Source organism: Burkholderia sp. MSh2, from assembly GCF_000731655.1.
Classification (GTDB): domain Bacteria; phylum Pseudomonadota; class Gammaproteobacteria; order Burkholderiales; family Burkholderiaceae; genus Burkholderia; species Burkholderia paludis.
In genome coordinates this window covers 1-18,456 of the sequence record NZ_JPGM01000104.1, presented here as the reverse complement: position 1 = coordinate 18,456, position 18,456 = coordinate 1, and the positions used below count along the sequence as shown (strand labels likewise).

Here is an 18,456-nt window from a genome sequence, read left to right as displayed (position 1 = left end):
ACCGAGCTATCGGTCGACGAAAGGCCGGTCGACAACGAGGTGATCGAACTGTTCGCCGACGAGAGGCCCGTCGACGTCGACGTCGACAGCGACGTGACCGAGCTGTTCGCCGACGAGAGGCCCGTCGAGGTCGACGTCGACAGCGAGCCGATCGAGCTGTTCGCCGACGACAGGCCCGTCGAGGTCGACGTCGACAGCGAGCCGATCGAGCTGTTCGCCGACGACAGACCCGTCGATGTAGAGGTCGACAGCGAGCCGATCGAACTGTTCGCCGACGACAGGCCCGTCGAGGTCGAGGTCGACAGCGAGCCGATCGAGCTGTTGGCCGACGACAGACCCGTCGAAGTCGAGGTCGACAGTGAGTTGATCGAGTTGCTGGTCGAGCTCAGGCCTGTCGACAACGACGCGATCGCACCGCTCGACGACGAAACCGTGGTCGACAGCGAGTCGACGATCGAATTGGTCGCATACAGCTGCGAACCGTTGATCGCGTCGGTGCTCGTTGCGGTGATCTGACCGGCTGCGACGTTGGTGACCTGACGTTCCTGGCCCGGTGCGCCGACGCTGACCACGCTGGTCGGATTACCACCCGCAAATGTCGCGGTGACGCCACCGACCGTACCAGTCGGCGTCGGGTTCGGCGCTGACGTCGTCGAGCCGCTGCCGAGCGCGACATCGCCCGCGTTGTTGGCCACGGCGTTCTGACCGATTGCCACCGTGCCGTTCGCCTTCGCGTTCGCGGTGTCGCCGACCGCGACGCTGCTCGTGCCCGCCGCGCTGGCGTTCACGCCGGCAGCAAGGGCGTTGGTGCCCGTGGCGCCGTCGTTGTTGTAGTTGGCCTGCTGCGTGCCACCGTCGTTGACGCTGTAGTAATGCGTCTTCGCTGCATTGATCGCCGTCGAGGTCGAGGTCGACAGCGACGTGATCGAGCTGGTGGCCGACGACAGCCCAGTCGAGGTCGACGTCGACAGCGACGTAACCGAGCTATTGGTTGACGACAGAGCGGTCGACGTGGACGTGGACAGCGAGGTGATCGAACTGTTCGCCGACGACAGGCCGGTCGACGTAGACGTCGACAGCGACGTGATCGAGCTGTTCGCTGACGACAGACCCGTCGACGTAGACGTCGACAGCGAGGTAACCGAGCTATTGGTCGACGAAAGGCCGGTCGAAGTCGACGTCGACAGCGACGTAATCGAGCTGTTCGCCGACGACAGACCCGTCGACGTGGACGTGGAGAGCGACGTAACCGAGCTATTGGTCGACGAAAGGCCGGTCGACAGCGATGTAATCGAACTATTGGCCGATGAAAGGCCGGTTGAGGTCGACGTCGACAGCGACGTAATCGAGCTATTCGCCGACGAGAGTCCAGTCGACGTGGATGTGGACAGCGAGGTGATCGAACTGTTCGCCGACGACAGGCCGGTCGAGGTCGACGTCGACAGCGACGTAATCGAGCTGTTCGCCGACGACAGACCCGTCGACGTGGACGTCGACAGCGACGTAACCGAGCTATTGGTCGACGAAAGGCCGGTCGACAGCGAAGTAATCGAACTGTTGGCTGACGACAGGCCGGTTGAGGTCGACGTCGACAGCGACGTAATCGAGCTATTCGCCGACGAGAGTCCAGTCGACGTGGATGTCGACAGCGAGGTAACCGAGCTATTCGCCGACGACAGCCCCGTCGACGTGGACGTCGACAGCGACGTAACCGAGCTATTGGTCGACGAAAGGCCGGTCGACAGCGAGGTAATCGAACTATTGGCCGACGACAGGCCGGTCGAGGTCGACGTCGACAGCGACGTGATCGAGCTGTTCGCCGACGACAGCCCCGTCGACGTGGACGTGGACAGCGACGTAACCGAGCTATTGGTCGACGACAGACCGGTCGACAGCGAAGTAATCGAACTATTGGCCGACGACAGGCCGGTCGAGGTCGACGTCGACAGCGACGTGATCGAGCTGGTGGCTGACGACAGACCCGTGGACGTCGACGTCGACAACGACGTGATCGAGCTGGTGGCCGACGACAGCCCCGTCGAGGTCGACGTCGACAACGACGTGATCGAACTGCTGGCCGACGACAAACCTGTCGACGTCGACGTCGACAACGACGCGATCGAGCTAACATCCGACGCCAGGCCCGTTGACGTCGACGTGGACAACGAGGTCAATTGGGAAAAATTCACCGCATCCGTCGGATTCGTACCCGGCGCCAAATTCGTGATCTTGTTGTTGTTCAGCGACGTCGTGTTTTTCAGGTTAATAGTGCCGCTCGTACCAGCGTTCAGCGTTATGCCGCTTGGGCCGTACAGAGTAATCGCACCGGCGGGATTATTTCCGGTCCCCCCGATCCACATATAGGCACTGGAACCAGATACACCGCCGCTAGCACTCGGATTCTCCGAGATAATTACCCCGGTCCCGGTTCCGCAGTTCCCCTCAAACGCGGTCCAACTACCTTGCGCGACGCTAGTGGACGTCCCACCGAAACCCGCCGAGCTCGATGAGTTACCGCTACAATTTCCGATGTCACCCGCCCACGCCACAGTGGGCAACACTCCTGTAGTCAAGATTCCTGCCACGGCCAGGAATCCCAGAACACCCTGCCTAAGCCGCATCGTCGGTACACCAAATACGCTCTGGCCAAACGAATTCACACTTCCCTGCTCGCAACCGCTCCTGGAAGCCTTACCGCGCGCGTTCGTCAGCTCGGACGCTGCCACCCACACACCCAGCGCCTCATTCCATATGCTTCGATAAATTTTATTCATGGTAATTAGGTATCCGATATTACTTATTCCGAATTTGACGCCCTCTCCGATCATCGGATTGGCATGCCGAGCGTCAATGGCTCTCGTGGTTCGTGGGGTGAAGCGTCACCATCCATATTTAAAGTGTCGCCACACGATCTCGAACTTTTTGGCCTGGTGCTTTTTTCACGCTTATAGTCAGGAAACCTTATCAATTGACATCGACTGGCTTCCCGCCGCTTCGTCATTGCCGTGATCGATCGCGATCACGGCTGGACTCTCATCATCCTCCGCGAGCAAATCGCCAATGAAGCGGACGACGTTGAGGCCGGTGATGTTGTCCGTACATGAGTGACGCAGATCAATGCGTTCGCGCCCTGGTCTGGAGCGACAGGAACAATGCGTCGGTAGTTCGTACCGTTCGATTTCTTGACGCATGCCTCCCGAGAACCCGCTACGCTGAACCTACGACGATCCGCAAAGGCCGGCCGTGGAAATGGAACCGGCGGATTGGGACGTCATGCACGGCCCGCTATAGCTTGTCGAGACTGACCTGCTCCGCGACACATACCTGTTGGTCGCGTTCTTTGTGCAACATCCTGTTGTGTCTGACCATAAAGCCCTCCCTGTTGAGCGCTACGCTCGGCTTATCGAAATTCCTGGACCGCAACGGATCGAAGTCAACCGGGATGTACCCGGCGATTTGCTCACGCATAGACGTTTCGATTAAGGCCGTACGCACGGCCACCGCGATCATCTCGCCCCTCAGAGCATGCAGCCCAATTGCATACCGACCGTCAGCATCAACAGATGCCGCTGCCCGCGCCCATATCCCCTGATACGGGTGATCGACAGCGTCACGGAGTCTGATACCCGATTTCGCAAACCACGGAAACGCCTCGGCACACAAAACACCCAATCTTCACTTAAATGCAAAGATCAAATACCTCAATCCTCACGCTCGAAATTTGATATCTCAAACTGCTTGCGATCTTTATCGCGAATCCATTCGGGCGTACGACCCACCCCTGACCACGTCGCTCCGCTGACGGGATCGAAATAACGGGGTCGCCGTTTGGTCGAACGACGCAGAACATCGACCGCGAAAATATCCTCAGGGGAAAAACCGAACTCGCGAACGCAATACCTGATCTCCAGCAAAATTGCTTCCGCAGCCGCTCGTCGCTCCTCAGCAATCTGCGACTCCAGCTTCGCCCTTTTCTCCAAATACCGCCGATACGACTCCAGGTTACGCATTTGGGTAATCACGTCTCGCCACTCTTGGAAATAGACCCAGGTCGAGACGACAAGCTGACAACAGCTCGTCACCCACCTGTCCATCGCTATCAGCCGCCAAATATTTCCGAATATTTCAACGCCATCAACGGCGAATTACCTGTGACAATTTCGTCATACGAACCATTCAGCCGGAAAACAATCCGGAAAGGAAATCGCACCCGCTTCAGCAATCCACATGAAGCATGCTATATGGAGGTCGAATTTCAATTGACAACATTTGTCACGAATCAATCACGCCCCATAATTTATTCCGTTCAGAAAAGTTGACAAAAAAACAGCCAAAAAATGCCACTCTATTTGGCAAATCAATCATGCCATCCAGGCACACGACGCCCAGGCATATCGTCTCAACTTACTTTCAATTAAATCCGGCCTCCAAACCACCCCTTGCACGAGGGTATTCCCGGATTTAAACAACACGATAGAAATGGTGCCAATGAAGATTCTTGCCGTTGACGACGAGCCAGCACAGGCGGCGTTCATCCGCGATTCCCTGATCGCAGAAGGATTCGATGTCCGAGGCGCCACTCGGGGTGCAGAAGCCATACGCCTCCTCGAAACCGACACCTTCAATCTGGTTGTGCTCGACTGGAACCTGCCGGATATTTCCGGGCTGGAAGTCCTCGCCTGGATTCGTGGGCGAGTGGGCAGGGATCTCCCCGTGTTGTTCCTGACGAATCGAGTGCTCGAGGAGCAGCTTGTCATCGCGCTTGATGCAGGTGCCGACGACTATATGGTCAAGCCGGTTCGTCGCCATGAACTGATCGCAAGAGTACGCGCACTCCTGCGGCGGGCCTATCCAGTCAACTCAACGCCAACATCGATCAGCATTGGTCGTTATCGTCTGGACCTCTTGACGGAAACCGTATTCTTGAGCGATGAGCCGATCAAACTGACATCGAGGGAATTCAACGTCGCCGTCGCCCTGTTTCAAAACTGTGGTCGCGCGATGCCAAGAGAAACATTGATCAAGTCGATATGGGGACGCCATAGCGACCATATTTCTCGAACGCTCGATACGCATATCTATCGCGTGCGATCGAAGTTGCGAATCGGCCCCGAAAATGGTGTTCGACTGCGCGCTGTCTACAATCACGGATATCGGCTGGAGTTGCTCGATCCCAACCACACGCGCGATGCTGAATAGCGACTGCCGTTACCCGCGCCAAAGACAGGCCTACGTGACCGGGGGAGCGGTCGGGCTTCGTTCCTGGCGGGTGAACACCGAGGGCTTGCAGTCAGGAAATGGCGTCACCCTGACCGCCACGCAAACCATGTGCTGTTTGCACGATACGGCAGCCGGCATCAGTGATCGACGCGCCGCTGACCATGGGTTCCCTCTCTGCTGGTAGCGCCAATTTCCAGGCGAGCGCCGTGACGCTCAGAATTCGATACAGGGAATGTTGCACTTTTCAACCTCACATCGGAACGTCGTTTCCGGCATCGGTGCGATCGTGACCGGCACGGGAGACTGCACGAACCGCCGTTACCGAGCCTGCTCGCCTGGCGACCTGACGATCGGCTTCGTCGAGCCTTGAATCAGTCGGGACGCAAGTGGCATGGGCTCACCATGTTTGGGGCGATCGGCCAGCCAGGCCACGCAAACGGCCAGCGCAATCGCGCTCCCCCACAATGTCAACAGAACACGCACCCTCACCTCACCTTCACCGGCTTGGCCGCGACCTGCGTGATTTTCGCCCGCGGTTTCGGTACCGTTTCGAGGACAACCACCAGCGTCACGACAAGCCCGCAGATCAGAAGACCGCACATCCCGAGCATTGCCTTATTCATTTCCGCGCCCCACTGCATCGTTTAATCGAATGCACCAATCGAGCCGCACGGGCGAGCGTGCACGGACGCTCGAATCACACCCGGAAAGCCCGACGCGATTCGATCGCCCGACGACCGGCCACGGAATGCGTCCAGGTGACCGTCGCGTCGCCCTGGATACCGTCGATCGCGATGAAGTTGCCGTTGGCACGACTGGGCGCATCGGTCGTCGGTTATCTCGAGTCCCGATCGCAAACCGAGCCTTTCGGCGATCCCTGAACGCATCTGCGGCGATATCGCTGGTTGCCCACAAAGAGGTTCTTCGTTGATCTTCGGCGAAGATGCCGGCTTCAATTTTCCACCACTCTATTCATCAGTAATACATATTAATATTCAAAGAATTCGACTTCGACCCAGCTACCGAAGCATCGTCAGATTGGAGCGGACACTCGACAATTCAGCGTTTGCGTTGCCAGAAACGGTCGCCTGAAATACCCGAAAGCCGCCGGCCGGAGTGGCCCAGCAGACGGTTCCACCTGCTCCACTTGGTCGACTAGTCGCGCCGACACACCCTCTCGGCCGACAAAGCCGCAGCATTGAATTCCAGTTCAGACAAGACGCGCTCGATTACCTCGGTCCAGTTTCCGCGCGTGGTTTGAGTAAAGATTCGCATGCCGGGATACCAAGGACTATCTTCAGTATTGCGCAACCAGCGCCAGCAGCCCGAGTATCGGTTCAGTAACCAAACGCGCTTACCCATGGCTGCAGCAAGATGAGCGACCGAGGTGTCTACTGAAATGACAAGATCCAGTGCGTCGATGAGCGCCGCAGTATCGGCAAAATCCCTCACCTCGTGCATCCAGTCGACGACATGTGGATACTTCTCGCGGGGCAGCGCTTTCGAAATGTCATCTGCCTTCTGCAGACTGATCCAGTGCGCACCGGGCCACGCGAGCAATGGCGCCATCGTCTCCAGGTTGATACTGCGCCGGCGATCTTCGGCCATGGCCAAATGCCCTCCCGCCCAGACCACCCCGATGCGTGGCAAGGTAGCTGGCTGCAACGTCGCCACTTTCGACGACCATTTTCGCGACCGTCGCCGATCGGCGTACAAATATGGCAAGTCGGCGGGAATATTGTCTACTCGCGTTCCGAACGCCATGGGCAGCGACAGGAGCGGGCAATACCAGTCCCATCGAAGCGCGTTGAATGGCTTGTCTTCGAGCAGCGTCAGATTGGGCCACCGGGAGCAGAGTGAATCGGTCAGCAACCGGCGCAACGGTTCCGGGCATATGAATCCAACTGCCGTGAAATGTCCGAGCGCCATTTCGAGATATCGGCAAAATTGCAGCGTATCGCCCAAGCCCTGCTCGGCCAAAACGAGCAGGCGGTTTTCACCTGGCGGCAACTCTTGCCCCAGCCACCGACGGATCGGCATCGCGGGAGGCTTGATCCCTGGGGGCGCATCGTCCACTCGAAGGGTTGCCCATCGGTGTTCGAAATGTGGCCAGGCTTCCCCGTAGTCGCCGGTGCAAAGCAATGCAAATCCGAGATTGGCGTGAGCTACGAGATGGTTTGGATTCAACTTGATTGCTTGACGATACGCATTTATCGCCAGATCGATTTTTCCTAACTGGTAGAAACACACGCCCAAATTGCTATGGCCATCCGGACGCGCTGGATAGCGTTCGATCGTGCGTCGACAAATATCGCGGGCGTCTTCCGGCCTGTCATCCAGATCCAGGGCCATAAACAGGTTATACAGCAGCTTCGAAGTGTCCAGATCCGGCTGACGATCTTCGGCAAGCGCCAGACCGCTCCGCGCGCTTGCTACCGCCTGCGGAAATGCCTTCAATCGCGTTTGCGCCACGCTCAGGCTGTTGTAGAAGATGGCGTCGGGAGAGACGTCAATAGCCCGCTTGAACCAGTCCTCGGCCTCCTCGGCTTTACCCAACGACAAAGCGATCAGCCCTCTCAGATGCAGGACATCACCGCTTGACGGGTACTCCTTCAGAACGTCTTCAATCAACCGAAGCGCGAGTTCAGGCTGGCCAGCGTTATAAGCCTCGATGGCCTTGTCGTAGCACAACTGGATATCTTCAAGATTCGATTCCACAGCAACCCCGATCAGCAGTCCACATCAGCGAACGTTCCGCAGCGCAACTCGGACCCGGGATATGGACGCTGGATATCCACTACCGCCTCAATGCCGTCCAGAGATCGGGCTTGACCGGATGCCGTCCGAAAGCATCCTGCCCCGCAAAAAACCTCGATCAGGAAAAAGGCCAAGCGTGGGCTTGGCGTCAAATCCGAGGGGAAGTGCTCCAGTGACGGAGCAACAACGATGGTACGCGTCCACACACGGCGAGATCTGAACGATTGTCACATTCAGGAAGACGGATCATTTTCAGCGTTCGGCATTCGGGGGCATCGGCCCACGAGAACCGACCGTTCGAAATTAAACGCCCTCCCGGCGCTACGATGGAAGCACGCCTCGCCCTTAAGCCTCGTCTCAACGACGGGGTCCATCCGAATTTGAACGAGTCTCGACAACCGTCGTCGGAGCCGTGCACGAAAACAACGAAAACCCTTTCAACGTGAACCCTGAGAAACGCCCGCCAGCCCGGCCGGCAGGCCCGCGTCGCTCGCGAACGTCGCGCGCCCCCGTCCGGACACATGGAAAGCACGGAGTTCTTTCGGCGGGCGACATCGCATAATGAATCGGGTAACGATGTCGATTGCATGCGCTGGAATGCGCCATATGACGCGTGTCGGACGGCATCTGCATCGCCTACCGCGAAACAGCCGGTTGCATGCAAGCATTCATTTTCATTACGACGATATTTACGATTTTCCTATTCATCAAGCAGGCGGCGCACCATGTCTGTAAGCCGATCCATTACATTCAGTAATTTAATGCGAATCATTCTCGTTTACATTGACTTTAGCATTTGACACTCCTACGATGCGCCGCGTTGCGCTTTTCCCAATGCTCTCGCCAATCGGTGCCGAGCGTCCGGACAGCGGCTGACGAGCAGGAATCCACACTAAATAGAGCCAGGGATTTGATATGAAGTTTGCGTCGTTCCAGGGAGACAGCATCCGCGCCCGGATGCGCCCCGCCGCCTGTGCGGCCGTCCTTGCATGTGCGTCGTTCGCAAGCGGCGCCGCGTTCGCCGACGTGCCGGTCGACGCGCAACCCGAAGCGCCCGAGGCAGACCTGGCGATCCAGGCCAAGCCGACCGACATGTGGAGCGGCATCTGGACCCGCCAGAACCTGCTCGGCGACATGGGCGGCATCCGCCCGTGGCTCGGCAAGTACGGGGCGACGCTGCAGATTACCGAAACCAGCGAATACCTCTCGAACCTGCGCGGCGGCCTGAACCGCGGCGGCACGTACGACGGGCTGACGACGGCGACGTTGACGGTCGACACGCAGAAGGCGATCGGCCTGCCCGGCGGCACGTTCAACGTCAGCGCGCTGCAGATCCACGGCACCAACCTCAGCACGCGGAACCTCGGCACGCTCAACACCGCGAGCGGCATCGAAGCGCAGGACACGACGCGCCTGTGGGAGCTGTGGTACCAGCAGTCGTTCCTCGACAAGCGCGTCGACGTGAAGATCGGCCAGCAGAGCCTGGACCAGGAATTCATCGTCAGCACGTATGCGAACATTTTCGTCAACACGATGTTCGGCTGGCCCGGGCTGCCTTCGTACGACCTGCCCAACGGCGGCCCCGCCTACCCGCTGGCGGACCTCGGCGTACGCTTGCGCGCGCAGATCACGCCGAAGCTCACCGCGCTCGCGGGCGTGTTCGACGGCGATCCGCTCGGCAACAACCCGAACAACCTGAGCGGCACGAACTTCAACCTGCACAACGGCGCGCTCTATATCGGCGAGCTGCAGTACGCGCTGAACCAGCCGGCCGACGGTGAAATGGATACCGGCAACTCGAACGGGCTGCCGGGGACCTACAAGATCGGCTTCTGGTATCACAACGGCCAGTTCCCCGACCAGAACGTCGGCACCGACGGGCTGTCGCTCGCGAATCCCTTGTCGAACGGCATTGCGCAGCAGCACCGCGGCAACTACAGCTTCTACGCGGTGGTCGACCAGATGGTCTGGCGCCCCGACCCGACCGGCGCGAAAAGCCTCGGCGTGTTCGCGCGCGTGATGGGCGCGCCGGGCGACCGCAACCTGGTGAGCCTCTCGGCCAACGCAGGCATCGTGCTGAAGGGGCCGTTCGAGGGCCGCGACAACGACAGCATCGGCCTCGGCGTCACGTACATCCAGATCGGCAGCCACACGACCGACCTCGACCAGACCGCGCAGTCGTTCGCGACCGGCCCGTACGGCGTGCGCACCCGCGAGACGACGCTCGAAGCGACCTACCAGTACCAGGTCAACCCGTGGTGGGTGATCCAGGCCGACGCGCAGTACACGTTCAACGCCGGCGCCGGACAGAACCCGACCGACGCGACCCAGCCGCTGCGCAACACGTTCGTGCTCGGCGCGCGGACGACGATCACGTTCTGAGCGTCGCGCCCGCACCACCCGCACCTGTCGCCCATTTTCGCGCGCCGCCCGGACGGCGCGCTCCCCAGGAGAGTCACATGATCCAATCCGCCCTGCTTCGCCGCCTCGCGACGGGCGCACTGGCCGCCGCCGCGCTGACGGCTGCCGCCGGCGCATTCGCCGAGCCGCAAGGTTTTCTCGAGACGGTGCATCGCCACACCACGCTCGTCAACACGGTGCCGGACAACGGCGACCAGAACCCGTACGCGATCGCGATCGCGCCGGTGTCGGCCGGCTCGATCCAGGCCGGCGACGTGCTCGTCGACAACTTCAACAACGCCGCGAACCTGCAGGGCACCGGCAGCACGATCGTCAACTACCGCCCGTCGACCAAGCAGCTGAGCCTGTTCGCGTCCATCCCGCGCGACCTCAAGGCGTGCCCGGGCGGCGTCGGCCTGTCGACCGCGATGACGATGCTGAAGTCGGGCTGGGTGATCGTCGGCAGCACGCCGAGCAACGACGGCACGACCAACACCAAGGGCGCCGGCTGCCTGATCGTGCTCGATCCGCAGGGCAAGATTGCATCGACGTGGTCGACGCCGAACATCAACGACCCGTGGGGCAACATGGCCGTGGTCGACCGCGGCGACAGCGCGACGCTGTTCATCAGCATGGCCGGCTTCGGCGTCGGCGGCGCCGACGGCACGCCGCCCGTCTACAAGCAGGCAACCGTGCTGCGCCTGGACCTCGAAGTGCCGGCCGGCAAGCCGCCGGTCATCAAGCAGGAAACGGTGGTCGCGAGCGGCCTCGGCGCGCAGGCCGACAAGGGCGTGTTCCTGGTCGGCCCGACCGGCCTCGCACTGTCCGCCGACCAGAAGAAGCTGTACGTGTCGGACGCGATCGGCAACCGCATCGTCGAGATCGACGACCCGCTCACGCGCGACACCAGCGCGGGCGTCGGCCGCCAGGTCACCGCCGACGGTTTCCTGCACCGCCCGCTCGCACTGACGACCGCGCCGAACGGCCACCTGCTCGCGACCAACGCGCTGAACGGCCAGGTCGTCGAAATCGACCCGGTCGCCGGCAAGCAGATCTACGCGCGCTGGATCAATACCGACAAGGCGCAAACGCCCCCGGGCAACGGCAACCTGTTCGGCATCGTCATGACACCGGAAGGCGACGGATTCTATTTCGTCGCCGACGACGTCAACACGCTGCTGCTCGCGAAGTAACGGAGCCAGCCATGGCAGACGATCTCAACCGGCCGCCACGCCCCGCGCGACGCGGCTTCCTCAAGGCAGGCGGCGCCGCGGTGGCCGCCGGCCTCGCGGCGGCGTCGATGCCGGCCGCGAAGGCCGCGGACGCCCCCGCCGCCGCACCTGCACCCGCCGCCGCGCACGACGGCGTCGAACCGTTCTACGGCAAGCACCAGAGCGGCATCTCGACGCCGCAGCAGCGTCATGCGTATTTCGCGGCGCTCGACCTGACGACGGCCCAGCGCGCGGAGGTCATCGCGCTGCTGAAGACCTGGACCGACGCCGCCGCGCGCATGACGCGCGGCGACACCGCGCTGCCGCTCGCCGCGACGGGCAACGACGAAGTCGCGCCGGCCGATGGCGGTGACGCACTCGGCCTCGGCCCCGCGCGCCTGACGATCACGTTCGGCTTCGGGCCCGGCCTGTTCGCGCTCGCGGGCAAGGACCGCTACGGCCTCGCGAAGCAGCGCCCCGCCGCGCTCGTCGACCTGCCGCGCTTCAACGGCGATCAGTTGCTGCCCGAGAAGACCGGCGGCGACCTGTTCATCCAGGCGTGCGCGGACGACGCGCAGGTTGCATTCCACGCGGTGCGCCAGCTCGTGCGCCTCGGCGCGAAGACGACGCAGATGCGCTGGGGCCAGGCCGGCTTCACGTCGGGCAAGCCCGGCGAGACGCCGCGCAACCTGATGGGCTTCAAGGACGGCACGATGAATCCGCCGATGTCCGATCCGGCCGCGATGAACGAATTCGTGTGGGCCGGCGATGAAGGCCCCGCATGGATGAACGGCGGCACCTACACGGTCGTGCGCCGGATCCGCATCACGCTCGAACACTGGGACAACACGGAGCTCGGCTTCCAGGAGCAGGTGGTCGGCCGCCACAAGTACAGCGGCGCGCCGCTCGGCCAGAAGAACGAGTTCGAGCCGCTCGACCTCGACGCGGCCGACAAGGACGGCAACCCGGTCATCCCCGACAACTCGCATGCGCGCCTCGCGTCGCCGCAGCTCAACAACGGCGCGCAGATCCTGCGCCGCGCCTACTCGTACAACGACAGCACGAACTTCTACATCGAGCGCTGGCCGCCGTGGCGCCAGCAGACCGAGTACGACGCGGGGCTGATGTTCGTCGCGCACCAGCGCGACCCGCGCAAGGGCTTCATTCCGATCAACGAGAAGCTCTCGAAGCTGGACATCATGAACCAGTTCACCACGCACGTCGGCAGCGCGATCTTCGCGTGCCCGCCGGGCGCGCAGCCTGGTTCGTATATTGGCGCCGCACTGTTCGAGGCATGACGCGGCACCACGCAAGCAAAGGCACACCTTCCCGGCCCGGCCGGGCAACCTGCTCAAGACAATATGACTACTTCACCCGTTAGCCGCCCGCTGCGGCACCTGATTTCCGCGGCGGCCGCCGCGCTGATGCTGACCGGCGCGCTGCACGCCACGCACGCACATGCCGCGACGCTCACGCTGTACAACGCGCAACACGAGCAAGTCGTCAACCAGCTCGTCAAGGACTTCGAAGCAGCAAGCGGCATCTCCGTGAAGGTGCGCTCGGGTGAAGGCCCGGCGCTGGCCGCGCAGATCGTCACGGAAGGCGACCGCACGCCGGCCGACGTGTACTTCACCGAGAATTCGCCGGAACTCGTGCTGCTCGACCGCAAGGGCCTGCTCGCGAAGACCGGCGGCGCCGCGCTGCAATCGGTGCCGGCCCGCTTCAACCCGGCCGACGGCAACTGGGTCGGCGTGCTCGCACGCGAGAACGTGCTCGTCTACAACACCGCGAAGATCCAGCCGCAGCAACTGCCCGCATCGCTGCTCGATCTCGCGAAGCCGGAGTGGAAGGGCAAGGTCGGCGTCGCGCCGAGCGATGCCGACTTCCTGCCGCTCGTGAGCGCGGTGCTCGCGCTGCACGGCGAAGCGGCGACGCTGCAATGGCTGAAGGGCCTGAAGGCCAACGCGCAGATCTTCGACGACGACGAAGGCGTGACGGCGGCCGTCAACCGCGGCGGCGTGCTGACCGGGATCATCAACAACTACTACTGGGACCGCCTGCACGCCGAACTCGGCGACAAGTCGACCCGCAGCGCGATCCACCACTTCGGCAACGGCGACGTCGGCGCGGCCGTCAACGTGTCGGGCGCCGCGGTGCTGAAGGCATCGAAGCACCCGGCGGAAGCGCAGAAGTTCGTCGAGTATCTCGTCAGCGAGCGCGCGCAGAAGCTGATGGCGAACGGCCATATCAGCTTCGAATATCCGCTGCACCCGGGCGTCGCCCCCGATCCGATCCTGAAGCCGTTCAGCGAACTGAACCCGCCGGCGCTGACGTTCGAACAGCTCGGCGACGACAGCCAGGCCGGCAAGCTGTTGCGCCAGGCCGGCCTGCTCTGACCATGAGCGACGCCGTGTCCCGCACGGCGCGCACCGACCGGGACCGCGAGCGCACCGCGACACGGCGCCGCCCGTCGCGTGCGCTCGTCGCCGCGGCCGCGTGCGGGCCGCTCGCGATCCTGCTGCCGCTCGGCTTCACGCTGTACCGCGCGGCAACCTTCGGCCTCGACGACGCGATCGAGCTGCTGTGGCGTCCGCTCGTCGGCGAACTGCTGGTCAACACGCTGTCGATCACGCTCGCCGCGACCCTCGCGTGCACGCTGCTCGGCACGGCGGTGGCGTGGTTCATCGAGCGCACCGACCTGCCGGCGCGGCCGCTGTGGACCGCACTGGCGGCGGCGCCGCTCGCGGTGCCGCCGTTCATCACGAGCTACGCGTGGGTGTCGCTGAGCCTCGATCTGCAGGATTTCCTCGGCGCGCTGGTGGTGCTCACCTCCGCGTACTTTCCGCTCGTCTACCTGCCGGTGGCCGCCGCGCTGCGCGAACTCGATCCCGCGCTGGAGGAAAGCGCGCGCACGCTCGGCTGTTCGCCGTGGCATACCTTCTTCCGCGTCGTGCTGCCGCAGTTGCGCCCCGCGCTGTGCGGCGGGATGCTGCTCGTCGCGCTCGGCGTGCTGTCCGAGTTCGGCGCGTTCCAGTTGCTGCGTTTTCGCACGTTCACGACCGAGATATATGCGGAATACCGCACCGCGTTCGACGGCGGCGGCGCATCGCTGCTCGGCTGTGTGCTGATCGCGCTGTGCCTGCTGTGCCTCGCGATCGAGGCGCGCGCACGCGGCCATGCACGCTACGGCCATACGCACCGTGCCGCACGCCGCGTCGCGATGCGCTATCCGCTCGGCAGGCTGCGCGCAGTCGTCACCGTGTCGTTCGCCGCACTCGCGGCCGCGACGCTCGGCGTGCCGCTCGCGATGATCGGCTACTGGCTCACGCAGCAAGGCGCGGCCGCCGTCACGCCGACCGACGTGTCGCCCGAGCTGCTGTGGCAGGCCACGCTCGCGTCGTCGAGCTACGGCCTCGTGGCAGCGGCCGTCACGACGCTGCTCGCGCTGCCGCTCGCGTTCCTGCTGGTGCGATATCCGGGCCGCATCGCGACGATCCTGGAGCGCACGGCGATGACCGTGCAGGGCGTGCCGGGGATCGTCGTCGCGCTGGCGATCGTATCGATCACGGTGCGGCTGCTGCAGCCGTTCTACCAGAGCGCACCGGCGCTCGTCGCCGCCTACGCGATCCTGTTCCTGCCGCTCGCGGTCGTCAGCGTGCGCGCCGCGCTGTCGCACGTGCAGGTCCGGCTCGAGGAAACCGCGCGTTCGCTCGGCCTGGGCTGGCGCGCAACGCTCACGCGGGTGGTGCTGCCGCTCGCGGCGCCCGGCCTCGGCGCGGCCGCGACGATGGTGTTCATCTCGGTCGTCACGGAACTCAACGCGACGCTGCTGCTGTCGCCGATCGGCACGCGCACGCTCGCGACGCAGGTGTGGAGCGATACGGCGACCCTCGCGTTCGCTGCCGCGGCGCCATACGCGGCGCTGCTCGTCGCGCTGTCGCTCGGCGCATCGGGACTGCTGTTCCTGCTGCTCGGCCGCGCCTCGGTGCGCGACTGAGCGCCGCCCTTTTCACCGGAACCGCCCATGAGCGAACTACGCATCCACGGCCTGTCCAAATCGTTCGGATCGCACACCGTCCTGCATGACATCGACCTCACGGTGCGGCGCGGCTCGCGTCTCGCGCTGCTCGGCCCGTCCGGCAGCGGCAAGACCACCCTGCTGCGCGTGCTGTGCGGCTTCGAGCGCGCCGAGCGCGGCACCGTCGAAATCGACGGACGCCGCGTGGCCGCGCCCGACGTACACCTGCCGCCCGAGCAGCGCCGAATCGGCTACGTGCCGCAGGAAGGCGCGCTGTTTCCGCACCTGTCGGTGGCCGACAACATCGCCTTCGGGCTGCCGCGCGCGGCGCGGCGGCGCCATCATCGCGTCGACGAACTGCTCGAGATGGTCGGGCTGCCGGCGTCGTATGCGAGCCGCGCGCCGCAGCAGTTGTCCGGCGGGCAACAGCAGCGTGTCGCACTCGCGCGCGCGCTCGCGCCCGAGCCGTCGCTCGTGATCCTCGACGAACCGTTCTCCGCGCTCGATACGTCGCTGCGGCACGAAACGCGCAGCGCGGTCGCGGACGCGCTCGCCGCGGCGGGCGCGACCTCCGTGCTCGTCACGCACGACCAGCCCGAGGCGATGACGCTCGGCGACGAAGTGGCGGTGATGTGGCAGGGCCGGCTCGTGCAGACGGCCGCGCCGCAGACGCTGTACCGGCAGCCGGTCACGCGCGACGTCGCGTCGTTCGTCGGGCAGGCGGTGCTGCTTGCCGGGCGTGTGCACGACAGGCGCATCGCGTGCGCGCTCGGCGAACTGCCGCTCGTCGCGCCGCTGCCCGACGGGCCCGCCGATGCGATGCTGCGCCCCGAACAGATCGGCCTCGTGCCGGTCGCGCAGACCGACGCGATGCGCGGCCATACGGCGCGCGTCGAAGCCGCGCAGTTTGCCGGCCAGGACGCCGACGTGCTCGCGCGCCTCGATGCCGATCGCGACGTGCTCGTGCGCGTACGCGTGCCGGGCCACCGCTGTCCGGCCGTCGGCGAACGTGTCGCGCTGGTGGTGGACGGCGCGGTGATGGCATACGCGCGCTGAACGGCGCGCCCCGTCGTCGCACGCTGCCAGACGCCGTCACGTATCGGCGCAGCCCGCTTCCGGCGATGGCCGGAAGATCCGGCCGTCCGTTTCGACGGCCGCCCCCAGGCGCCGCGCGAGCCCCTTCGCGCCCGCGCGCATCACGACATCGTGATTCCAGCGGAACAGCGGGCGCGCGAGCGGCTCCAGCCGGTTCATCCAGCGCACGTGCGTGCGGATGTGCCAGTCGTAGCGCACGATCGTGCCTGCGCCGTCCGCGACGAACGACCAGCATCCGTCGCCCTGGATCGCGCCGCTCGCACGGCCTTCCAGCGCATGCGGCGGCTCGACGCGCCGCACGCGCATGTCGAAGGTCAGCCGGTACGGCAACGCGCCCTTCCACGTATAGCGGTGCAACGCGCCGACGCCGCGCGGGTCGCCCGGCTCGATCTCGACGGTGCGCACCGCGCCCTTCCACCAGTCGGGCCAGCGGTCGACCTGGTAGATCGCCTCCCAGACCGCCGCGAGCGGCGCATCCACGCGCCAGGTCGTCGAGAACCGGTATTCCGCCATGCAGCCTCCGGCATGCCTGTTGGCATGAATCGAGGCGCCGCTCAGGGCGCGAAGAAGCGTTCGGGAAACGCGACGTCGATCTCCACGTCGTCGAGCGTCACGGTTTCCAGCGGCACGTCGTCATCGTCGGCAAAGCTGACGACCTTCAGCGGAAAGCCGTCCTCGGCGTCCAGCCACAGCCGGTAGCGATGCACGCCGTCGACCGCGTGCGCCGGCGCGCCCGTGACCGACACGCGCAGCGCGGTCCGGCCGCCGACGGCCTCCTCTCCTTCGGTCACCGTCGCGCCGCCCTGCTGCAGCGCATGGACGTTGCGCAGCAATTCGCCGACGTCCGACCGGTCGACGCGGTGGCCGCTGCGGTCGCGCACGAGCGGATTGGACGGCGACAGCGTCAGTGCGGGCGGCGCATGCGCGCCGAACGGGCGCAGCCGCACCTTGCCGTCGCCGGGATCGTACGCGAGCACCGCGCCGCGATGAGGCGACACGAAATCCATCCGGACGAAACCGGGCTTCAGGTAGGCGTAGCGGATCTCGGTGCGTTCGCCGCTGCGTGCCGTCGAGCGGATCGTCGCGCGGTACGAGCGGACGTGGTCGAAATGCGCCTGCGCGACGGTCACGGGATCGGCTGTCATGCTCGCTCCTATCAGGCTCGCGGCCAGCAAGGCGGCGATCACGGCGCAGCCCCGACAGCGGGCGCGCCATCCATCCCGTGCGTGCGGCGGCCCGGGGCCTTCGGCAGCCGACGCGTGCCGTTGCAGGCGCACCGGCCCGGCCGCATGGATACCCAGTGCAAGGGCCTCGGCGTCGAGCCGTGCTCGGCGAGCGCCGCGATGCCGGCCTGCGGCACGCCGCCTGCAAAGCCGCGCGGCATCCGGGCCGGCCCGGCCGGCACGTGCGCCGGTACGAACGCACGGTTCGGCCGGCGGAAATGGCGACCGACGATCGACGGCCGCCTCACGCCGTCGGCGGGCACGCGCATCCGTTGCATGCTTGCTCTCCGTAGCCGCGCATTGCGACACGGCGACACCGGACGGGACGACCGGCTTCGTCGCGATCATTATCCCGCCGGCCGACGGCGCCGGGGTTAGGTATGTAAACGGATGGAGACGGCCGGTTGTTCCATACGGGCCCGCGCGCGTCGGCTGGGGCTGGGGCTGGGGCGCGGCCGGGTGCTGGTTCGCCGCCACACCCGCCGATGAAGTGACCTGCGTCGGTTCGCGGCACCGGGGAAAGCGCGAGGGA

The 18,456-nt window shown here is 64.3% G+C and carries 14 protein-coding genes; 7 read left to right on the top strand and 7 right to left on the bottom strand.

Annotated elements, in window-relative coordinates; all coding sequences use genetic code 11:
- The 3 genes from GQ57_RS42675 to GQ57_RS36455 form a co-directional block, all read right to left on the bottom strand.
- On the bottom strand, positions 1–2,828 hold a 2,828-nt coding region (locus GQ57_RS42675), incomplete at its 3' end, for an ESPR-type extended signal peptide-containing protein (protein WP_268810899.1).
- A 123-nt stretch (positions 2,829–2,951) separates the two neighbouring features.
- Positions 2,952–3,191 carry a hypothetical protein gene (locus GQ57_RS42670; protein WP_152603456.1) on the bottom strand — a complete coding sequence of 80 codons (240 nt, stop codon included), beginning with the start codon at positions 3,189–3,191 and terminating at the stop codon, positions 2,952–2,954.
- A gap of 510 nt (positions 3,192–3,701) precedes the next feature.
- On the bottom strand, positions 3,702–4,022 hold the full coding sequence (locus tag GQ57_RS36455) for an H-NS histone family protein (protein WP_235215192.1): 321 nt from the start codon (positions 4,020–4,022) through the stop codon (positions 3,702–3,704).
- A gap of 466 nt (positions 4,023–4,488) precedes the next feature.
- Here GQ57_RS36455 and GQ57_RS40910 point away from each other — a divergent pair, with 466 nt between their 5' ends.
- The gene (locus tag GQ57_RS40910; RefSeq protein WP_081896866.1) at positions 4,489–5,199 is read left to right on the top strand and encodes a response regulator transcription factor; all 711 of its coding nucleotides are present in this window, start codon (positions 4,489–4,491) and stop codon (positions 5,197–5,199) included.
- A 1,176-nt stretch (positions 5,200–6,375) separates the two neighbouring features.
- Here GQ57_RS40910 and GQ57_RS36445 read toward each other — a convergent pair.
- Positions 6,376–7,938, bottom strand: a complete 1,563-nt coding sequence (locus tag GQ57_RS36445; RefSeq protein WP_034200441.1) for a tetratricopeptide repeat protein — start codon at positions 7,936–7,938, stop codon at positions 6,376–6,378.
- 954 nt (positions 7,939–8,892) lie between these two features.
- Here GQ57_RS36445 and GQ57_RS36440 point away from each other — a divergent pair.
- The 6 genes from GQ57_RS36440 (at position 8,893) to GQ57_RS36415 (ending at position 16,662) form a co-directional block, all read left to right on the top strand.
- Positions 8,893–10,359, top strand: coding sequence for a carbohydrate porin (locus GQ57_RS36440; protein ID WP_031403410.1), 1,467 nt, complete (start codon positions 8,893–8,895; stop codon positions 10,357–10,359).
- Between the two features lie 77 nt (positions 10,360–10,436).
- Positions 10,437–11,570: a hypothetical protein gene (locus tag GQ57_RS36435; protein WP_031403409.1), complete on the top strand. Its 1,134-nt coding sequence runs from the start codon at positions 10,437–10,439 to the stop codon at positions 11,568–11,570.
- Positions 11,571–11,581: 11 nt separating this feature from the next.
- Positions 11,582–12,886, top strand: a complete 1,305-nt coding sequence (efeB, locus tag GQ57_RS36430; protein WP_031403408.1) for an iron uptake transporter deferrochelatase/peroxidase subunit — start codon at positions 11,582–11,584, stop codon at positions 12,884–12,886.
- A 63-nt stretch (positions 12,887–12,949) separates the two neighbouring features.
- On the top strand, positions 12,950–13,984 hold the full coding sequence (locus GQ57_RS36425; RefSeq protein WP_031403407.1) for an iron ABC transporter substrate-binding protein: 1,035 nt from the start codon (positions 12,950–12,952) through the stop codon (positions 13,982–13,984).
- 2 nt (positions 13,985–13,986) lie between these two features.
- Positions 13,987–15,585: an ABC transporter permease gene (locus GQ57_RS36420; protein ID WP_031403406.1), complete on the top strand. Its 1,599-nt coding sequence runs from the start codon at positions 13,987–13,989 to the stop codon at positions 15,583–15,585.
- 27 nt (positions 15,586–15,612) lie between these two features.
- The gene (locus GQ57_RS36415; protein ID WP_031403405.1) at positions 15,613–16,662 is read left to right on the top strand and encodes an ABC transporter ATP-binding protein; all 1,050 of its coding nucleotides are present in this window, start codon (positions 15,613–15,615) and stop codon (positions 16,660–16,662) included.
- 36 nt (positions 16,663–16,698) lie between these two features.
- Here GQ57_RS36415 and GQ57_RS36410 read toward each other — a convergent pair whose 3' ends face one another.
- Genes GQ57_RS36410 through GQ57_RS38420 form a run of 3 tightly spaced genes read right to left on the bottom strand, consistent with a single transcriptional unit; the run spans position 16,699 to position 18,202 of the window.
- Positions 16,699–17,214, bottom strand: a complete 516-nt coding sequence (locus tag GQ57_RS36410; RefSeq protein ID WP_031403404.1) for an SRPBCC family protein — start codon at positions 17,212–17,214, stop codon at positions 16,699–16,701.
- Between the two features lie 41 nt (positions 17,215–17,255).
- A complete protein-coding gene (locus GQ57_RS36405; RefSeq protein WP_034200440.1) occupies positions 17,256–17,888 on the bottom strand; it encodes a LolA family protein in 633 nt (210 codons plus the stop codon).
- A complete protein-coding gene (locus GQ57_RS38420; protein ID WP_152603455.1) occupies positions 17,885–18,202 on the bottom strand; it encodes a quinol oxidase in 318 nt (105 codons plus the stop codon). Before GQ57_RS38420 ends, GQ57_RS36405 begins: the two co-directional genes overlap by 4 nt.
- Positions 18,203–18,456 lie beyond the last annotated feature (254 nt).

What these genes read in the sequence shown, in the direction of transcription:
- GQ57_RS36425 (WP_031403407.1), top strand. Translation starts at nt 12,950, where the DNA reads ATGACTACTTCACCCGTTAGCCGCCCGCTGCGGCACCTGATTTCCGCG.
- efeB (WP_031403408.1), top strand. Translation starts at nt 11,582, where the DNA reads ATGGCAGACGATCTCAACCGGCCGCCACGCCCCGCGCGACGCGGCTTC.
- GQ57_RS40910 (WP_081896866.1), top strand. Translation starts at nt 4,489, where the DNA reads ATGAAGATTCTTGCCGTTGACGACGAGCCAGCACAGGCGGCGTTCATC.
- GQ57_RS42670 (WP_152603456.1), bottom strand. Translation starts at nt 3,191, where the DNA reads ATGCGTCAAGAAATCGAACGGTACGAACTACCGACGCATTGTTCCTGT.
- GQ57_RS36420 (WP_031403406.1), top strand. Translation starts at nt 13,987, where the DNA reads ATGAGCGACGCCGTGTCCCGCACGGCGCGCACCGACCGGGACCGCGAG.
- GQ57_RS36440 (WP_031403410.1), top strand. Translation starts at nt 8,893, where the DNA reads ATGAAGTTTGCGTCGTTCCAGGGAGACAGCATCCGCGCCCGGATGCGC.
- GQ57_RS36435 (WP_031403409.1), top strand. Translation starts at nt 10,437, where the DNA reads ATGATCCAATCCGCCCTGCTTCGCCGCCTCGCGACGGGCGCACTGGCC.
- GQ57_RS36415 (WP_031403405.1), top strand. Translation starts at nt 15,613, where the DNA reads ATGAGCGAACTACGCATCCACGGCCTGTCCAAATCGTTCGGATCGCAC.
- GQ57_RS36410 (WP_031403404.1), bottom strand. Translation starts at nt 17,214, where the DNA reads ATGGCGGAATACCGGTTCTCGACGACCTGGCGCGTGGATGCGCCGCTC.
- GQ57_RS38420 (WP_152603455.1), bottom strand. Translation starts at nt 18,202, where the DNA reads ATGCAACGGATGCGCGTGCCCGCCGACGGCGTGAGGCGGCCGTCGATC.